General features: G+C 65.7%; 12 protein-coding genes. 9 read left to right on the top strand and 3 right to left on the bottom strand.

Annotated elements, in window-relative coordinates:
- Positions 1–5: 5 nt before the first annotated feature.
- The 3 genes from HX881_RS12905 to HX881_RS12895 all read right to left on the bottom strand — a co-directional run bounded on the left by HX881_RS12905 (position 6) and on the right by HX881_RS12895 (position 2339).
- Positions 6–551 (bottom strand): GNAT family N-acetyltransferase, encoded by a 546-nt coding sequence (locus HX881_RS12905; protein ID WP_177084819.1) that lies wholly within the window; start codon positions 549–551, stop codon positions 6–8.
- A gap of 74 nt (positions 552–625) precedes the next feature.
- On the bottom strand, positions 626–1093 hold the full coding sequence (locus HX881_RS12900; protein WP_017125827.1) for an LEA/WHy family protein: 468 nt from the start codon (positions 1091–1093) through the stop codon (positions 626–628).
- 193 nt (positions 1094–1286) lie between these two features.
- Positions 1287–2339, bottom strand: a complete 1053-nt coding sequence (locus HX881_RS12895; RefSeq protein ID WP_177084817.1) for an aldo/keto reductase — start codon at positions 2337–2339, stop codon at positions 1287–1289.
- Positions 2340–2502: 163 nt separating this feature from the next.
- Here HX881_RS12895 and HX881_RS12890 point away from each other — a divergent pair, with 163 nt between their 5' ends.
- The 9 genes from HX881_RS12890 (at position 2503) to HX881_RS12850 (ending at position 18380) form a co-directional block, all read left to right on the top strand.
- A complete protein-coding gene (locus tag HX881_RS12890) occupies positions 2503–3222 on the top strand; it encodes a helix-turn-helix transcriptional regulator (protein ID WP_042935218.1) in 720 nt (239 codons plus the stop codon).
- Between the two features lie 54 nt (positions 3223–3276).
- Entirely contained in the window at positions 3277–3624 is a 348-nt protein-coding gene (locus HX881_RS12885) for a nuclear transport factor 2 family protein (RefSeq protein WP_017125829.1), read from the top strand.
- A gap of 49 nt (positions 3625–3673) precedes the next feature.
- Positions 3674–4786: a cell division protein ZapE gene (zapE, locus tag HX881_RS12880; RefSeq protein ID WP_177084815.1), complete on the top strand. Its 1113-nt coding sequence runs from the start codon at positions 3674–3676 to the stop codon at positions 4784–4786.
- Positions 4787–4884: 98 nt separating this feature from the next.
- Positions 4885–5376 (top strand): GNAT family N-acetyltransferase, encoded by a 492-nt coding sequence (locus tag HX881_RS12875; protein WP_177084813.1) that lies wholly within the window; start codon positions 4885–4887, stop codon positions 5374–5376.
- Between the two features lie 153 nt (positions 5377–5529).
- On the top strand, positions 5530–10347 hold the full coding sequence (locus tag HX881_RS12870) for a hypothetical protein (RefSeq protein WP_177084811.1): 4818 nt from the start codon (positions 5530–5532) through the stop codon (positions 10345–10347).
- Between the two features lie 82 nt (positions 10348–10429).
- The gene (locus HX881_RS12865) at positions 10430–14944 is read left to right on the top strand and encodes a dermonecrotic toxin domain-containing protein (protein WP_177084809.1); all 4515 of its coding nucleotides are present in this window, start codon (positions 10430–10432) and stop codon (positions 14942–14944) included.
- 18 nt (positions 14945–14962) lie between these two features.
- On the top strand, positions 14963–16039 hold the full coding sequence (gnd, locus tag HX881_RS12860) for a phosphogluconate dehydrogenase (NAD(+)-dependent, decarboxylating) (protein WP_218169443.1): 1077 nt from the start codon (positions 14963–14965) through the stop codon (positions 16037–16039).
- Positions 16036–17559, top strand: a complete 1524-nt coding sequence (gene zwf / locus HX881_RS12855) for a glucose-6-phosphate dehydrogenase (RefSeq protein ID WP_177084807.1) — start codon at positions 16036–16038, stop codon at positions 17557–17559. The genes gnd and zwf overlap by 4 nt, the downstream gene beginning before the upstream one ends.
- Positions 17556–18380, top strand: a complete 825-nt coding sequence (locus tag HX881_RS12850; protein WP_177084805.1) for an HAD family hydrolase — start codon at positions 17556–17558, stop codon at positions 18378–18380. Before zwf ends, HX881_RS12850 begins: the two co-directional genes overlap by 4 nt.
- Positions 18381–18425: the final 45 nt, after the last annotated feature.

Raw genomic sequence — 18425 nt, 5'->3', positions numbered from 1 at the left:
AGCGTTCAGCGACCGCGCCGCCATTCTTCGCGGGTGATTTCCCAGATATCGCAGGGCAGTCGCCCGCTGACGAATGAGCGTTCCTCGGTGCGGACCAGGCGCATGCCCTGGCGTTCGGAGAGCCGTCGCGAGGCCTGGTTGAGCGCGGCCTTGGGCACGCGCAACACGCTCTGCCCGAGGGTTTCGAACCAGTAGTCGGTGACGGCGACGCTGGCTTCGGCCATCAGTCCCCGGCCCTGCCATTGTGGTGCCAGCCAGAACCCACGGTTGTTGTCGATTTCGGTCATCAGGCTGATGGAGCCGATCAACTGTTCGGGCGCCGACTGCAAACGGATCGACCAGTGCCATTCCTCGCCGCGCTCGATGGCGGGCAGGGCATTGTCGCGCAGATAACTCAAGGTGCCGTCGGCCGGGTAGGGCCAGGGCACCAGGGCATTGAGATAACGCACCACTTCCCAGTGCGCGAAGAGTTGCTGGATAGCCGCTGCGTCGGTCAGTGACAGGGGCTGCAGGACCAGGCGTTCGGTCCGTAGCGTGGGGTATCTTTCCATGGGGCGTGCCGTCCTGGACGCGATGACAAGACGGCTTTATAGCAGGCGTTGCCGGCCGTTGGACAGGGGATTGCTCACCAGGTGCCGGCGTTGGGGCCCGACAGGTTCAACTGGCCCCGCTCGACGAAACGCATCGTGCCGAACAGCCCGCCGGCCAGCTTGCCACGCAGGACGTAGGGCAGGTTGTCGAGCCTCTGCGCCTGGCTCAGGCCGAGGGTCTGGCGCAGCACGGAAAATGCCGAGACGCTGATCGGCACCGTCAGGGTCGCTTCGGAGAAACGCTGGATCGAGCCCTGCTGGTTGCTCACGCCGGAGGCCAGCGGGCGGCCGTTGACCTCCAGGTCGAGGGCCACGCCGTTGTAGTCGATGGCGTTTTCATTGGGGTTCTGCAGGCGCAGGGTCACGGCGAAACGCACCTCCATGTCCTGGCTGGGCAGCGGTTCGATGCCGACCACATTGATATTCAGTGGATCGCGATCCGGGAACAGGGCGCAGGCACCGAGGGTCAGGAACAGCAGGCCGAGGCCCAGGAGTTTGCGCATGGCGGAGGTCTCTCGAAAGTCAGGCACTACGGTCAAGCATAGACGCCGGGGACTTGCGAGAGTTCGTCCCGCGCCGATCGTACCCACGCTCTGCGTGGGTACGCAGCCCGTGACGCTCCGCGTCACAAGAGCGGACGCAGAGCGTCCAGGGAGACATTCCCACGCTGGAACGTGGGAACGATCATCAGGAGCCTCAGATCACCGGAACCACCGGCAGGTCGAACGGTTCGCTGCCACGATAGCGGCCCACCGCTTCGGCAATGATTGCATGGGGCACGCCCAGCGCCACGCTGCTGACTTCATCCAGCCGTGCCAGGTGCTCGGGGCTGAGGCGTACCTGCAAGGCGCCGAGAGTGCCGTCGAGCTGTTCCCGTGTGCGTGGCCCGAGGATCGGGATCAGGCTGGTGGTCGAGCGTTTCGCCTGTTCGCGCAACCAGGCAATGGCGACGTGGGTGGCGGTTGCGCCCGACTCGCTGGCGACCGCCAGCAAGGTGTCGATCAGGGCGCTGTCACGGGCGGTCTTTTCCACATGGATCAAGCGTCCGAGCTTGCTCGCCCGGGTGTTTTCGCTGCTTTCCCGGTATTTGCCGGTCAGCAGGCCGCCACCCAGCGGCGACCACAAGGTTGCGCCCAGGCCCAGGGCTTCGGCCATCGGCAGCAAGTCACGCTCGGCACTGCGTTCGGCCAGGCTGTACTCGGCCTGGATCGCGACAATCGGCGCATAGCCACGGACTTCGGCCAGCAGGTCGGCACGGGCGATGCGCCAGGCTGGGAAGTTGGACAGGCCGGCGTAGAGGATCTTGCCCGAACGCACCAGGTCGTCGAAGCCACGGAGGATTTCTTCCATGGGGGTCAGGCCGTCGCTGATATGTGCCCAGAACAGGTCGATCTGTTCGGTGTTCAGGCGCTTCAGGCTTTCCTCGACCGCGCGGACCATGTTCTTGCGGTTGTTGCCGGTATGGGAAATCCCCGCGTTCGGGGTGGTGCCCATGGTGTATTTGGTCGCCACCACCAGGCGATCGCGTTCGGCGGCGATGAACTCGCCGACCATCACCTCGGATTGTCCGGCCTGATAGCCGTTGGCGGTGTCGATGAAGTTGCCGCCGGCCTCCAGGTAACCGTCGAAGATCCGCTTCGCCTCGTCGCGCTCGGCGCCATGACCCCAGCCGGTACCGAAGTTGCCGGCGCCCAGCGCCAGTTCCGAAACACGCAGGCCGCTACGGCGGCCAAGGACTTTGTAGTGCATGGGGTGACTCCTGGCGGTAGATTAGATTTCAGACGACATTTATTTAATATTATATGTGTAATCTATTTGGTCAAGCGGATGTTCCGGGTTTGCCGCCTCCTGACAATTCCTGACAGGACTCTCTGCTAGGCTGCGCGGATCCGTGTCTTTCAGGTTGAACACCGTGTCCCGTACTTCCCGTCTGTTGACCCTGCTCCAGGTGCTGCGGGCCAAGAGCCGCCCGGCCACCGCGGCGGCCCTGGCCCGCGAGCTGGAGATTTCCGAGCGTACGGTCTACCGCGATATTGCCGAGCTCACCGCCCTCGGCGCGCCGATCCAGGGCGAGGCGGGGATCGGCTATGTGTTGCGTAGCGGGCTGTTCCTGCCACCGCTGATGCTCAATGCCGACGAAACCGAAGCCATCGTGCTGGGTTTGCAGTACGTCGATCAGCGGGGTGACGAAGTCTTGAGCAAGGCGGCATCCGATGCGCTGGCCAAGATTGCCGCGGTGCTGGCGCCGGCGGCCCAGGAAGCCCTGCGCAATCCGACGGTGCTGGCAGGGCCGGCGTGTGTCGGGTTTCCGGAAAACATCGTGCCGCTGAGCGTCCTGCGCCAGGCCATCGGCCAGCAGTTGAAGCTGCACATCGACTACGCCGACGTGAACAAGATCGCCAGCCAGCGCCTGATCTGGCCCCTGGCCCTGGGGTTCATGAACGAGGCGCGAGTGATTGTCGCCTGGTGCGAACTGCGCAACGACTACCGGACCTTTCGCACCGACCGCATCGCGGCGGCGCGCGAGCAGGGCGAACGTTATCCGGGACGCCGCAGCGATCTGTTGCGGGCCTGGCTGAAAACCCATGAACCGGCCGACAAGAGCGGGCGTTTCACTCCTGACAGGAACTGACGCGGGGCTGTCTTAGGATGGTTCCACTCCAACCAGCAAGGAGCTGTCAGCAGCATGAACACCTTATCCGCAACGACCACCCTGGCCCCGGCCATCGAAGCCTACATCGCCGCCGCCAACGCCCGTGACACCTCGGCGGTGGAGAGTTTCTTCGCCGCGGACGCGAATGTCTTCGATGAGGGCCAGCATCGCGTCGGCACCCTCGCCATCGCCCAGTGGATGGATGAGACCGCGCGCAAATACCAGCCCCGGGTCGAGGTCCTCGATGTCGCTCAACGCACCGGCAAGGTGCTGGTCAAGCAGCTGGTTTCCGGCAGCTTTCCCGGCAGTCCGGTGGAGTTGCGCTACGTGTTCCGACTCAACGAGCAGGGCAAGATTGCCCGGCTGGATATTTCCCTCTAGGACAAGCTGGCATACTCCACGGCTCCCGCCAGCGAGCCTGCACGACGCCATGACTGCCGATTCCCCCCTGACTGCCTACCGCGCTGCCGTCGAGCAGCGCGGTTTTGTCCATGACCAGGCGCAATGGCAGGCGGTGCAGGCCTTGCAGCGCTGCCATGTGGCGCTGCATGCGGGCCAGGTGCCCCGGGGTGTCTATCTCTGGGGCCCGGTCGGGCGCGGCAAGACCTGGCTGATGGATCAGTTCCACCAGACCTTGCGGGTGCCGTCGCGGCGCCAGCACTTCCACCACTTCATGGGCTGGGTCCATCAGCGCTCGTTCCAGCTCAGTGGTATCGCCGACCCGCTGCGGACCCTCGCCCGTGAGCTGGCCGGGGAAGTCCGGGTGCTGTGTTTCGATGAGCTGTTCGTCAACGATATCGGCGATGCGATCATCCTCGGGCGGCTGTTCCAGGTGATGTTCGACGAAGGCGTGGTGATCGTCGCCACCTCCAACCAGCCCCCGGACCAACTGTATGCCGATGGCTTCAACCGCGATCGGTTTGTCCCGGCCATTGCCGCGATCAGGCAGCATATGGAGGTGGTGGATGTCGATGGAGACGAAGATCATCGCCTGCATCCGGGCACCGTGCTGCAGCGTTACTGGGTCGAGCCCACGGGACAGTCGGCCGCACTGCTCGAAGCCTTCCAGGGCCTGACGGCCGGGCAGCCGCTCTCCGACGCGGCGGTCGCCATGGGCCATCGAACCCTGGCGGTGGTGCAGGCTTCGCCCAGCGTGCTCTGCTGCCGTTATGCCGAACTGTGCGAGCAGCCCCTGGCGGCCATGGATTTCATGGCGCTGTGTGATCGCTACACGGCGATTTTCCTGATCGAGGTGCCCGGCCTCAGTGCCCGCCAGCGCCCCGGACGCATCGCCCGGGGCACCGAGGACGCGGCACAGCGCGTCGTTGCCGGGGACCGCGAACTGCCGCCGCTGTCGATGCACGACGATAGCGTACGGCGCTTCATCGCCCTGGTGGACGAGTGTTACGACCGCAAGGTGCCGCTCTATATCTGCGCCCGGGTGGCACTGGATGAGCTGTACACCGAAGGCTACCTGGCCTTCCCGTTTCGCCGTACGCTCAGTCGTCTGCACGAGATGCAGTTGCAGCGCTTCGGCCGGTGAAACGTTTATTTTTCTTCCGTCACCCGCCACGGGCAAGGTTACAATCGGCTTCCCGACCCACAGAGAGTTGCCCTTAAATGGTTTCGCCGAGGACTGACATGGACGTTGCCGACATACTGGTATTGCAAGCGAGCTACACCAACCCGGTGCATGCCGAAGCCATTGGACTGGTACTCAATCACTACGCCGAAGACCCGATGGGTGGGGGCGAGACCCTGGCGCCGGACGTGCTGCTGCAACTGCCCGGCGAACTGGCCAAACGGCCTCATGCCTTCAGCGTGCTGGCGTTTGTCGGCGGTGAGCCGGCGGGGCTGGTGAACTGCTTCGAGGGGTTCTCCACCTTTGCCTGCCGCCCGCTGGTGAACGTCCATGACGTCTCGGTGGTGAGCAAGTTTCGCGGCCTGGGGCTGAGCCAGAAGATGCTGCAGAAGGTCGAGGATATCGCCCGCCAGCGCGGTTGCTGCAAGATCACCCTGGAAGTGCTCGAAGGCAATGCGGTGGCCCAGGGTTCCTACCGCAAGTTCGGTTTCAGTGGCGCGCAACTCGATCCGCAGCACGGCCAGATGCTGTTCTGGAACAAGTACCTCTAGTTCCCCCCGTATAGTGCCCTCTGCCGCGAGAGGGCCTATCCCGCTACCGCACACGACGCCTGTCGCAAGGATTGAATCCTTCGGGAGTCGTGGCCGGCGAACCGATGCGCCCGGTAACGACTCGTTCCCATCATTCGAACGAGGACGTCAACCATGTCAACGCAGTCGCCGGTTGCGGAGAGTCAATCAACGGACCCGGTTTCGGTCGCCAAGGCACTTTTCGCCGATCCTCCCACCTTGCTTGCGGTCGCCACCCCGCTGGTCCAGGAGGTGTTGGACGGGCACTATGGCGAATTCGACCTGTCGGCCGAGCGGGTCCGCCTCGCGGTGCCCTATTGGGTCCTGGCCGAGGGCATCGATGGCGCCCCGGCCGGGCATCGCCACTACAGCCTCGCCGAGGTCATGCTCGAACGTTTCGCCCTGCGCGCTCCGGTCTGGGGCGCTTCCCGGAGTCTGCGCTGGGAGACCCACAACCTGCTCTGGCGCGACTCGTCGACGACGGCGGCAAAACCCCTGGCGATCGATCTCGACGGCCTGCTCAAGCGCCTGGACCAGGCGGCTGCGCGGTCACTGCTGGAGAACCTCAGGCAGCAACTGATCGCGCGTTGGAACCAATCGCCAGAAGGGCACGGACCGAGCCGGTGGGCGCGGCTCGCGACCGCTATCGGGCGCCAACTGGTGATCGGGCCGACACCTGGCCGGCCTGGGCTTCCCGACCTGAGTCGCCTGCCGTTCTACATGGGCTGCTCGCCTGACGACGCCGGCGGCGCGAGCCCGGCCCCGGATATCCGGGCCTTCGAGACCCGGGTCTTCAGTGTGGATGCCCAGGGCCGTCGCTACCCCGAGTTGTTCCCGGTGATCGACTTCCGGCGCTATGACGAGCAACTGCAGCCATTGCCCTATCCGCTGTATTTTCATCCGGCTGAAGGCGGCCTGCGTGTCGGCAAGCCGGATAGCGCCGAGCTGGTGGCGATGCTGATCGGCAGCCGGACGGCCGGGCGCAACCTGGAAATCAGGGAATCGCTGGTCTGGCGCTGGGATGAACCCGCCGCAGTGATCGGCGACAGCGTGGCCAAGGGCTTGCTGGAATATCAACTGCAGGCGCTGAGCGCATTGCCGTCGGGCGACCTGCATGGCAGGGCCCATCTCCAGCGTTGGGTGGACGACATCACCGATCCGGCCCGGTGGTTCGCCGTGCCCGCGAGGAGCCAGGATACCGGGCGTTTCCAGGTGCTCAGGCAGGAGCGCTGCGGCCCGGCGGCCCTCGGCGTGACCAGCGCATCGCTGCCGGACTGGCTGCTGGCTGCCTCCATGGCCGATCGCGCCAGCTACAGCCAGTTGCTCGCCGACCTGGCGCGCGAGCAATGCCTGTCCGCCGGCCGGCATTTCCTCGAGGATATCGGCACCCTCAACGAGTTTGCCGCACGGCGCTTGCAGGCGCTGATGCACGAGGATCATCCCGATGCGGCCGCCATCGACCCGAATGCGCTCAAGCTGACTATCGACAAGCTCGACTACGGCGCCACCCAGACCCTCGATCCGCAACAGGCGCAGGTCACGGTAGCGGTCGACATGACGCTGGTGGAACTGGCGTTGGCCAACCTGGGCGGCATGCGTCATACCGGCATGCGCATCCGCCTCGAAGCGCGCGGCCTGGCCCAGCCCGTACCGGACTGGATAACCCCGGATTATCTGCGCGGCCTGGTGACCCGTGCCGATATCGGCCAGGCCTATCCGGACCTGCTCAAGGCCCGGCTGATCAGCGACGCCGACGAGGCGCGGCGGCGCGAGGCATTGTTCGTCGCGCAGTGGCGGGTGCGCCTGCCACTCCAGGCCCTGGAACTGAAAATCAGGGAGGAGGCGGGGTTCAGTGACGAGGGCTTTCGCCAGGTGCAGGCGATGGTCCTGCCGGCGGGTTCCGGTCGGTGGGTCGATGGCATGGAAATCGTCCTGCGGCCCCTGGCGTTCAAGGCCAGGGCCGACTGGCAGGCTGATGAGGTGCAGGCGATGTTTGTCATCGGTCCACGGGATATCCACCGTGGTCCGGTGATCCTGTATCGCCCGTTGTTCCTGCAACAACCGCTGCGCCAGTTCGACACCGGCCAGGCGTTATTCGCGGCGATCCGCCAGCCCGGTGATCTGCAACGCAGTGTCCTGACCTGGATGAGCGAAACGGCGCGTCGGCGTTATGACCATGGCGGCTTCGACGCACCGCATATCCAGCAGTTCCTGGGCGGTGACGAGTTCGCGCCGGCACCGCAAAAGCCGCTTCCCGCGACGCTGGCCGAGGGTGTTGTCGAGGCCGACTACCTGCCGGCGATCTTCGCCGCGATGGTCAGGGCCCAGGTCGAACAGGCCGACCGGCAGTCGGTGTCGAATGCCGAACAGCGCTGGGCGGACTGGAAGGAGGGCGCCTGGCGGGTACTGCTGAGCATCACCCAACTGCCGTTTGCCGGGCTCCTGCCCTATGTCGGACGCCTGGTGGAAGTGCTCGGCTGGCTGGTGACCCTGGAGATCGGTCATGACGACCTGCGGGCGCTGGACAGCGACAATCAGCTGGAACAGTCGGCGGGGGCGGCGGACCTGTTGTTCAATCTCGCGGCCCTGCTGTTGCACTATCGCGCCGCGTCCGGCGCAGGCGACACCCTGCCGCCGCGGTTGCCGTCGCTGGAGCCGTCGCCGCCCGTGGCGGTGGTGCCCGCGCCGATCATCGCCCGCCTGGCCGACCTGCCCCGTGTCCAGCTGAGTGCGTGGTCGAGGTCTGGCTGGCCTGTCCCGGAGGCGCTGATGAAGCGGGTCCGCCCCTATCGCCTGCGTCCGTTCGACCAGCCGGCATCGGCCCTGGCCGGACTGGGACGTGTGGCAACCTCGGGGCCGGCCCGGGGCCTGGTCCATATCGAGAAGGCCGGCAAGGGCAAATGGTGTGCATTGATCCAGGACGATCTTTACGAGGTGGCCTGGGAAGCCGATGACGAGGGCGTGCGCATCGTCGACGAGCACGGCAATGCCGGGCCCTGGGTGCGCAATGACGGGCAGGGGCGCTGGTCCCTGGATATGCGTCTGCGCGGTGGCAGCCCGCCCAGGCGGGTGCCGGCCGGTGGTTCGCAAACCGTCATCGAGGAGCGTGCGGAGCTGGTGGCCCTCAACCAGCAGATCAAGGACGGCGAACCGCAAGTCAGCAACAGCGCCAAGCGCTGGAAGCTGGCGACTGAAGGCGAGACGGCCCGGCGCGTGACCTTCGAGCGCCGTACCGAACTGCTTGGCGAATTGACCCGCCTGCTGGAAGACAATGTGCGTAAGTACCGCCGACAGCTGGAGTTGAGCAGGCGGCTGATGACCGATCCCAGGTTGACCAAGGTGGTGCGGCCCTTTCTGATCAATGCCCTGGAAAATGGCGTGTCTGAACTGCAGACCTTGCTCCACTCCCACCAGACCTGGTTGCTGGAAAGAGTCGAGCAACCCCATTCGAATATTTCCTGGCGGCTTGAAGAGCAGATGGACACGGATCAGGTGCGGGTCGAGTGGGAGCGTGATGCCGCGGCCACGGACAAAACGGTGGAGTGGGCCGTGCAGCAGCAGGACTGGCTCGATCAACTGAGGCAGATACGTGACGGCCGGGAAAATTATCAGAAGGTGATCGCCAACATCGGCTGGGGCTCCATTGAAGTCGAAGTGCGAGCCTGCAAGATCGCCCAGTTGAAGAACCGTTTTGTCCTGGGCGAGATAACCCCCGAGTATCTTGGCGAGGAGATGTTCGCGGCGATCTGGGACCAGTTCCAACGCTTGTACGTGTCCTATTACTCTTCGCTCGATGCCCTGGTGGACGGCAAGCTGGCAGTCGGCGAGCGCATCGAGTTACTGGAGTCGGTTGTCGAGCAATCCGGTGAATTTCAGCAACGGCTCGAATTTCATCTGGCGGCACTGGTCGAGCGTCGCTTGCCCACGGAAAAACCGGAGCGGGTGCTGGCATCGCTCAAGGGCATTGCGCAGGACACCGAGGAAGATCTGCGCCGCTTGCTGGGCCGTGATGACTGGGAGCTGCCGCCCATCGCCGTTGCGGGACCTTCGACGGAAAAGGTCCGCAGAAAGGTCATCCGCACGCGTCACCGGCAACTGTTGTCCGGCGAGGTGCGGGCGTCGGCCTCGGCGGGTGGCGAGGAGACCGTGCAGGTCAGCACTGGCTTTGGACAGACGATCGAGACCTACCGGCAAAACACCACCGATGGCCTGTGGGAGGCGGTGGTCACCCCGCAGGTGCCGGGTCAGCCCGAAGTGATCAGACCCCAGGTCGGCCTGGAAAAACGCGTGTCCGATGCCCGCCGGTTGCTCAACGACGAAGCCTCGGCGACCGAGCGGGTGATGAAGCAGGCCGCGCGTTCCAACGCGCCCAGGGCGCAGGAGGATATCCTGCGCCTGCAAGCCGGGGCGATGGAGCAACTGGCCACGGAGATCGACAAGCTCCTGGAGGTGCAACAGACGCCGCCGCGCAATCCGGATCGGGTCAGGAATGCCCAGGCAGTGGCACGCCAGCTGCGCGAGGCGGCACCGCGACTGCTGGCCGCCGGGCAGCGGGCACGGGTCGCCGCGATCAAGGCCAACCCGCCGGAGATGCCGCGTATCGATTACCTCCTGACGCTGGGGGAGGTGAGCATCCGCAAGGAAGGCGAGCGCATCAGGCTCGGCAAGGATGACTTGCTGCAGGAATATGCACTGCTCGACACGGATGGCAAGCCGTTGTGGTATGCGCACTTTCACTACGCGAGCGTGAAGGCGCCGGACGCGGCCTTCGAGGCCGCCCACCTGAAAACCGCCGGGCAGCGCAAGCTCGGCGGCAAGTACCAGTCGCTGGAGCAGGAGAAGGCCTTCAAGAAGATCCAGACGGGGCAGGGTGGCAACGCCAGCCTGGCGTTGCAGATCCATCGCAGCCGGATCGATCTGGCGGCGGCGCAACGGCACTTCTTCCCCGGCTGATCGGAGCGGTATCCGGCTACCGCCCGGGGACGGCCAGGGGCTGGTCCACTGGCCGCTTTCCCTCTTCAAGGATTGCGGCCTCATGACCTCCCTGCCGATCTCCCCGTCGACTTCGCTGCAGACTTCCCTGCAGCATTACCGCAGCACTGCCCGCGCGCTGTTCGCCGGGCGACCGATGGGGACGACGCTCGACAGTGACGATGCTGCCCGGCGCGAAATGTTCAAGGTACGACTGGTCGAGTTCTGGAATGAGCCGGTGCCCGACTGGGCGGGCAAGGTCCCGGGATCGGACGCCTGGGTACCGGGTTGGGACCGGCACTCGCCGCAGGTCCCCAGCCGTTGCGCGGCCCTGTCGAACCTGCTGTTCGTGTCGATGTACGGTGCCGGGAACCAGGCCAGCAGCCTGGCGTTGCAGGCCAGCCAGATGCTGCCCAAGGCGCTGGTCAGCGAAGACCAGCCAACCCGTGACAGCCTGCTGGGCAAGAATGCCCTGGTCGCCTACCTGCTGTATGCCAGGGGCCGGCGCGAACGACTCGGTACTACTCCGGTCGCGGTGGTCTTCGCCCGCCAGTTGCCGGCGCAGGCCTTTGCCTATTTCCTGCTCCGGCCAGGCCATGACGTGCAGCGCTTGCAGCACATCGATGAACTCTGGACGCTGTTGCGCGGGCAACTGCCGGATCCCGGCAGGCTCGAACTGATCCCCTCGCGATTGAATGTCTTCGACAACCTGGCCGGGGCCTTGCTGGAAAACCAGTTGCAGGCCCTGGAGCGTCTGCCGCGAAATGGCGGTGACGGCGTGGGCGAGTCCTGGCCGGCGCGGGTCGCGCGCGTCACCGATCCGGGAGACTGGTTCGCCATGCCCGCGCCCGCGCCGCTCACGCCGTTGCAACGGCGGGTGCGCGAGGTGGCGCCGCTGTGGTTGCTGGAGGCCACGGCCGCGGATCGCCGCGAGTATGCGGGACATTTATCGACGCTGGTCATGGCACTGGGCCAGTCATCGTCCCACGGTCTTTTCGACGATGTCGCGTCGTTGTCGGCCTTCAGCGGCCAGGCGCTGAGGGCGGCGATGGTGCGCCGCCACCCACGGATGCCGGACATCCAGATGCAGGATATCCGGCTCAGGCTTGAGAAGTACCGACGCAAGCCGCTGCCGCCGGACGTGCTGGGGGAGTTCGAGGAAGTCCAGTTGAGCCTGCCCGAACTGGCGCTGGCCAACCTCGACGACTTTCGTTTCGGCGCAACCAGGATGCATATCCACCTCGCTGACCAGAGCCCGCCACCGGACTGGATGACGGCTGACTATCTGGTGGAACTGGTCACCGCCGTGGATATCGGTGCCGGCTACCCGGCTTACCTGCGTCAGCGACTGTTGGGCGACAGCCGTTATGCGGTGATCCGCCAGCAGCGCTTTTCCCGCCAGGTCCAGGCCCAGTTGCCCCTGGCGGCACTGGAGCTCAAGCTGCGCGGCGAACAGGGGATCACCGGGCAGGGCTGTCGCTGGGTCACGGCGATGCTGGCGCTCGACGCCCACGAGCGGCAGGTCGACGGTGTGCCGATCGTGCTCCGGCCCCTGGCCTTGCGGGCGAGCGCCGAAGCGAACCCGGACACGGTGGCGGCCATGTTTCTGATCGAACCCCGGGACACCCGCCGTGGACCGCATGTGCTTTACCGACCGCTGTTCGACCCGCCCCTGAGTGAATATGCCAGCCGCCAGGCGTTGCTGGCGGCCATCGGGCAAGCCGGTGCCTTGCAGGACAGTGTGCTGGCCTGGCTCCCCGCAAACAGGACCGCGGTGTATGCCCATGGCGGTTTCCAGCAGCCCCATCTGGTTTCGCTATTGCCGGGGGATGACAGCGCACCGCTGCCGACCCCTCCGGCACCGGCCACCCTGGGCAGCGAGGAAATCACCGAGGACTATGTCCAGCATCTGTTCCGTGCCTGCGTCAACGCGGTTATCCACCAGGCCGACAGGCAAGTGTTGTCGAATGCGGAAAAGCGCTGGGAGCGGTTGAAGGACAGCGGCTGGCAGTTGTTCAGTGCCTGGCTGATGTTTGCCAGCGGCCCATTGACCCAGGCCGGCTGGCTGGTCCTTCTCTATCGCGGGGTCCGTCAGGATCTGCCGGGGTTGCAGGGCGACGACGAGGAAGCCCGGGCCCAGGCCTGGGCCGATATGCTGAGCAACCTGGCGGCGGTGCTGTTGCATGAGGTGATAGCGGACGAGCGCGAAGCCTTGCCGGAGTCGCTGGCTCAGCGCGAGCCGCGGGCGATCGACGGCGAGGTGGCGCTGGAGCGGATCACGCCACTGCTGGCCGGCGATGACTCGCCCCAACTGCCTTTCGACCGCTCCTGGTCGAATCCCCGTGGCGCCCTGTCGGCGGCGGCGCGCCAGGTGCTGGAGACGTTCAGCGTCAAGGTGTTCGATACGCCACCGCGACTCGATGGTCTCGGTACGGTCTCTGCAAGCGGCCCGAACCAGGGCCTGGTGCATCTCGAGGATGCCCGGGACAAGGGCTGGCATGTCCTGATCGGCAATGCCCTGTATCGGGTCGCCTGGAGCGATGACGGTCCCCGTGTGGTTGATGGCGCGGGCGCGCCGGGGCCGTTTCTGCGGCGTGACGGGCAAGGTCGCTGGGGCCTCGACCTGCGCTTGCGCCTGCGCGGGGGCAGCGGCCGTGACACCGTGCAGGCACGCCTGCAGCGCAAGCTGCGCGACCGCGCCACCGCGCTGCAGGGGCAAGTGACCCAGGCGTCGGCGCGTATCGGCGTCCTGTTCGGCGAGGCTGAAACGCTGCGCAAGCGTCTGGCCACCCTGAGCGAAGGCAAGACCGCGAAGAACTTCAGCGACCGCCAACGTCGCGACAAGCGCCGCGAATACCTGGGCAAGCTGGAGGACTTGCAGGCCGCCCTCGAAGACAAGATCGGCCTGGTCAGGACACTCAATGACAACCGCCAGGTGGTGCCGCAGACGTCGGTGCTGGTGGCGACCCTGGCCGACAGCGTGCGCAATTGCCGAGCCTTGTTGGACCTGTCGCTGACGGTGGGGCGCGAAGGCAGCCTGAGTGCCGGGGAGATTGGCGAGATGATCGCCGGCAACGCCGCTACCCGCTATGCCCAGGTCGTCGCCAACCTGAAGCACAATGTCGAGATCACCGACAAGCAGATCCTCTGGAGCACCAGGGAATACGCCGCGCTCGACGACTTGCGGGCGCTGCCCGAACCGGGGCCGGCGCAAGCCGCCGCCCTGGTGCAGGCGGTGGCGCAGCCGTTCACCCCACTGGATTGGCAGGCGGTGCAGTTGCCGATCCTGCTGGCCTTGACCCTGGACGAACTGCCGTTGCAGATCACCCTGCAAATGGACGAGCAGATTTTCGCGGCGATCAAGCACAGTGCCGAACAGACCCGATACGTGACCAACACCATCAATCGCCTGAGTGCCGAAGACCCACGCCAGGACCGGATCGACGCCTTGCTGACGGCAATCGGTCGCTACGACGAGACCCGCGACCTGCTCGACTACCTGAAGACCCTGATGCCGGGCCAACGCCTGCTCGAATATGCCGGCCGCCTGTCGGGATTGCTGGCCCGGTTGCGCGAGGGGGCGTTGAACAGCCTCGCCGGCCTGTGGGACGACACCACGCCGGCCGACCCCGAGCCTGCGCCCAGGCCCGGCCCATCGGCGGGCAGTCCGCGCAAGAAGTTCATCCGCACCCGCAACCGCGAGGTGTTCGTCGGCCGGGTCCGCGAGCGTACCACCGGGCAGGCGGACGAAATCGTCGAGATCACCGATCCCAATGGCGCGCTGGTGTCGGCCTTCAAGGAGAACAAGGCGGATGCCGGCAATACTTTCTGGGAGGAGTTAAAGGCCGAACCGGCGCCAGTCCCGCCGGGCCAGCGCAAGGTCGGGCTGGCCCGGCTGGTGACCCAGGGGCAGGCCGAGCGCGCTGGCGTCGAGGCCCTGATACGCCAGGTGATGGCGCTGACCGGCACGTCCAAGGACCCCCGCGACCTGCAAGGTATCCTGGAACTGAAAGGGCAGAAGCTCAATGCCCTGGCGGACGATATCCAGCAGGCCCTCGATGAGGGCAGCGGGACGTCGGCATCGGTGAAAGCCGCCCAGGCGCTCAAGGACTCCCTGCGCCACGACGCCACCCGCCTGGCTGCCGAAGGACGCCAGGCGCGGATCGCCGCGATCAAGCGCAACGCGCCACAGTTGGCGCGTCTGCAATACCTGAAGGAGCAGGACCAGGTGGAGATTCATCGCGCCGGTGGGCGCCAGGCGCAGGAGCAGGGTGGCTTCCTGCAGGAGTATGTGATCAGCGACAAGGATGGCCGCCCGCTGTGGTACGCGCATTTCCATTACCCAACGGCCACGACGGCGGATAAGGACTTTGCCAGCGCACATCTGAAGACCCTGGCGCAACGGCGCCTGGGCAGCAGGGCCCAGGCCACGGCCCGGCAGCGCGCCGCCGCCAGGATACAGGCCGGACAGGGCGGTCGGGCGCAGTTGACGCTGGATATCCACCGCGGCCGGATTCTCGACAAGGGCGTGGCCCAGGCGCTGTTTTTCAATACTGGCGAAGTGGATACAAGTGGCTGAAAACGCGCCGGCAGGTCTCTGCGTCCATCGTCCCGAGCGATATCGAGACAGACATCCGCGTGTCGCTGGGCTAAGGTGTGTCAGAGTTTTTCATCGATATCGGGAGTACGCTGCATGCAACTGGGAATCATCGGACTGGGCCGCATGGGCGGCAATATCGCGCGGCGCCTGATGCTTGATGGCCATCAGACAGTGGTGTATGACCGCAATACCGACTTCGTCAGCGGCCTGGCGAAAGAGGGTGCCCGTGGTGTCGCCGACCTGGCTGCGCTGGTCGCCGGCCTGGACCAGCCCCGGGCGGTCTGGGTGATGTTGCCGGCCGGTGCGCCGACCGAGGACACCATTGCCGAGCTGAGCAAACTGCTGGATGCCGGCGATGTGATCATCGACGGCGGCAACACCTTCTACAAGGACGATATCCGTCGCGGCCAGGAGCTGGCGCAAAAGGGTATCGACTATATCGACGTCGGTACTTCCGGCGGCGTCTGGGGCCTGGAGCGCGGCTACTGCATGATGATCGGCGGTGATGCCAAGGTGGTCGAGCGCCTCGATCCGCTGTTCGCCACCCTGGCGCCCGGGATCGGCACCATTCCCCGTACCCGCGACCGGGTCAGCGCCGACGACCGTGCCGAGCGCGGCTATATCCATGCCGGCCCGCCGGGTTCCGGGCACTTCGTCAAGATGATTCACAACGGCATCGAGTACGGCATGATGCAGGCCTTCGCCGAAGGCTTCGATATCCTCAAGACCAAGAATTCGCCGAGCCTGCCCGAAGACCAGCGTTTCGACCTGAACCTGGCGGATATCGCCGAGGTCTGGCGGCGCGGCAGCGTGGTCTCCTCGTGGTTGCTGGACCTGACCGCCGATGCCCTGGCCAGCGATCCGAAACTCGACGGCTACAGCGGCGCGGTGGCCGACAGCGGCGAAGGGCGCTGGACCATCGAGGCGGCCATGGAACAGGCGGTGCCGGTGCCGGTATTGTCCAACTCGCTGTTTGCCCGTTTCCGCTCCCGCCAGCAAAGCACCTACGGTGACAAGCTGCTGTCGGCGATGCGCTTCGGCTTTGGCGGTCATGTGGAGACACCGAAAAAATGAATGCCACCCGCAGCAAGCGCAAGGCCGAGCCGGCGCCGCCAACCACATTGTTCCTGTTCGGCGCCCATGGCGACCTGGTCAAGCGCCTGCTGATGCCGGCGCTGTACAACCTGACCCGCGATGGCCTGGTGGGCGATGGCCTGCATATCGTCGGCGTCGATCACAACGCCATCAGCGATGCCGATTTCGCCAGCAAGCTGGAAGACTTCAGCCGTGCCGAAATAGCGGCCAAGACCGGCGAGGGTGCGCAGAAGGCACTGGACACCGCGCTCTGGAGCAAGCTGGCGAAGAACATCAGCTACGTCCAGGGCGACTTTCTCGACGATTCGACCTACACCGCGCTGGCCGACAAGATTGCCGCCAGCGGCACCGGCAATGCGGTGTTCTACCTCGCCACCGCACCGCGCTTCTTCAGTGAAGTGGCGCGGCGCCTGGGCGCGGCCGGTCTGCTCGAGGAAACCGACGAGGCGTTTCGCCGGGTGGTGATCGAGAAACCCTTCGGTTCCGACCTGGCCACCGCCGAGGCCCTCAACGCCTGCCTGCTCAAGGTGATGAGCGAGAAACAGATCTATCGCATCGACCATTACCTGGGCAAGGAAACCGTCCAGAACATCCTGGTCAGCCGTTTCTCCAACGTGCTGTTCGAAGCGTTCTGGAACAACCACTACATCGACCACGTGCAGATCACCGCCGCCGAAACCGTCGGCGTGGAAACCCGTGGCAGTTTCTACGAGCACACTGGTGCGCTGCGGGACATGGTGCCCAATCACCTGTTCCAGTTGCTGGCGATGGTCGCGATGGAACCGCCGGCGGCGTTCGGCGCCGATGCGGTGCGCGGTGAAAAGGCCAAGGTGGTCGGCGCGATCCGGCCCTGGAGCGTCGAGGAGGCACGGGCCAACTCGGTGCGCGGCCAGTACCAGGCGGGCGAGCTGGGCGGTAAATCCTTGCCCGGCTACCGTGAAGAAAACAATGTGGCGCCGGACAGCAACACCGAGACCTATGTCGCCCTCAAGGTGATGATCGACAACTGGCGCTGGGTCGGCGTGCCGTTCTACCTGCGCACCGGCAAGCGCATGAGCGTGCGCGACACGGAAATCGCCATCTGCTTCAAGCCGGCGCCGTATGCGCAGTTCCGCGACACCGAGGTCGAGCGCCTGCAGCCGACCTACCTGAAGATCCAGATCCAGCCCAACGAAGGCATGTGGTTCGACCTGCTGGCCAAGCGTCCGGGGCCGGCGCTGGCGATGGCCAATGTCGAGCTGGGCTTCGCCTACAAGGACTTCTTCGAGGTGCAGCCGTCCACCGGCTACGAGACGCTGATCTACGATTGCCTGACCGGCGACCAGACGCTGTTCCAGCGTGCCGACAATATCGAGAACGGCTGGCGGGCCGTGCAACCGTTCCTCGATGCCTGGCGCGAGGACAACCGGGTGCAGGGCTACAAGGCCGGCGAGAACGGTCCGCCAGCCGCCGACGAGTTGCTGGCCCGCGACGGCCGTGTCTGGCACAGCATCGGATGAGCGGCACGGCGCGGTATCCGATCCGGCTGGTGCTCAGCGATATGGACGGCACCTTGCTGCGTCCCGATCACAGCCTCAGCCCGCGCACCGTCGAGGCGGTCCGGGCGTTGCGGACGGCGGGGGTGTTTTTCAGCCTTGCCACCGGGCGTCCGCCACGGGCGATGCGCGAACAGATCGACGCCCTCGGTGTCGATCTGCCGGTGGCGGCCTTCAATGGCGGTACGCTGATGCATCCCGATGGCAGCTACCTGGTGGCCCACCATGTGCCACGGGCCGCGGCGATCTGCACGCTGGAACTGCTGTCGCGGCATGACGAGGTCGAGGTCTGGGTGTTTGCCGACAACCACTGGCTGCTGCGCAATCCCCACGGCACCATGGTGCCCCGGGAGCAGCACGCGTTGGGTTATCCACCGACCGTGGTGGAAGACTTCGGCCCGTACCTGGACCGTATCGACAAGATCGTCGGCGCCAGCGCCAATGCGCAGTTGCTGATCGACCTGGAGGCGGTGTTGCAACCGCTGGTGGCCGACCAGGCGCTGGCCAGCCGTTCGCAGCGGGCCTATCTGGATATCACCGCGATGCAGGCGAACAAGGGCGAGGCGTTGATGACGCTGGCGAAGTTCCTCGGCGTGCCCCTGGAGCAGACGGCGGCCATCGGTGATGGTGGCAACGACCCGGCGATGTTTCATCGCGCCGGGCTGGCGATTGCCATGGGCCAGGCCGAGGAAGTGGTCAAGCGCCAGGCGGATGTGGTGACCGGCAGCAATACCGAGGATGGCGCGGCGCGGGCGATTGAAGAGTTGATCCTGGCCCGGCGATAGGCGTCTTGTGAATGGCCGCCTTGCGGCGGTTCGCGGGCAAGCCCG

Origin of the sequence: Pseudomonas gingeri (assembly GCF_013386115.1) — a bacterium.
In the GTDB taxonomy this organism is placed as follows: domain Bacteria; phylum Pseudomonadota; class Gammaproteobacteria; order Pseudomonadales; family Pseudomonadaceae; genus Aquipseudomonas; species Aquipseudomonas gingeri.
The sequence above is the reverse complement of the archived record's forward strand: the minus strand, read 5'-3'. Positions and strand labels throughout refer to the sequence as shown.

What these genes read in the sequence shown, in the direction of transcription:
- HX881_RS12865 (WP_177084809.1), top strand. Translation starts at nt 10,430, where the DNA reads ATGACCTCCCTGCCGATCTCCCCGTCGACTTCGCTGCAGACTTCCCTG.
- zapE (WP_177084815.1), top strand. Translation starts at nt 3,674, where the DNA reads ATGACTGCCGATTCCCCCCTGACTGCCTACCGCGCTGCCGTCGAGCAG.
- zwf (WP_177084807.1), top strand. Translation starts at nt 16,036, where the DNA reads ATGAATGCCACCCGCAGCAAGCGCAAGGCCGAGCCGGCGCCGCCAACC.
- HX881_RS12895 (WP_177084817.1), bottom strand. Translation starts at nt 2,339, where the DNA reads ATGCACTACAAAGTCCTTGGCCGCCGTAGCGGCCTGCGTGTTTCGGAA.
- HX881_RS12905 (WP_177084819.1), bottom strand. Translation starts at nt 551, where the DNA reads ATGGAAAGATACCCCACGCTACGGACCGAACGCCTGGTCCTGCAGCCC.
- HX881_RS12885 (WP_017125829.1), top strand. Translation starts at nt 3,277, where the DNA reads ATGAACACCTTATCCGCAACGACCACCCTGGCCCCGGCCATCGAAGCC.
- HX881_RS12870 (WP_177084811.1), top strand. Translation starts at nt 5,530, where the DNA reads ATGTCAACGCAGTCGCCGGTTGCGGAGAGTCAATCAACGGACCCGGTT.
- HX881_RS12875 (WP_177084813.1), top strand. Translation starts at nt 4,885, where the DNA reads ATGGACGTTGCCGACATACTGGTATTGCAAGCGAGCTACACCAACCCG.
- HX881_RS12900 (WP_017125827.1), bottom strand. Translation starts at nt 1,093, where the DNA reads ATGCGCAAACTCCTGGGCCTCGGCCTGCTGTTCCTGACCCTCGGTGCC.
- HX881_RS12850 (WP_177084805.1), top strand. Translation starts at nt 17,556, where the DNA reads ATGAGCGGCACGGCGCGGTATCCGATCCGGCTGGTGCTCAGCGATATG.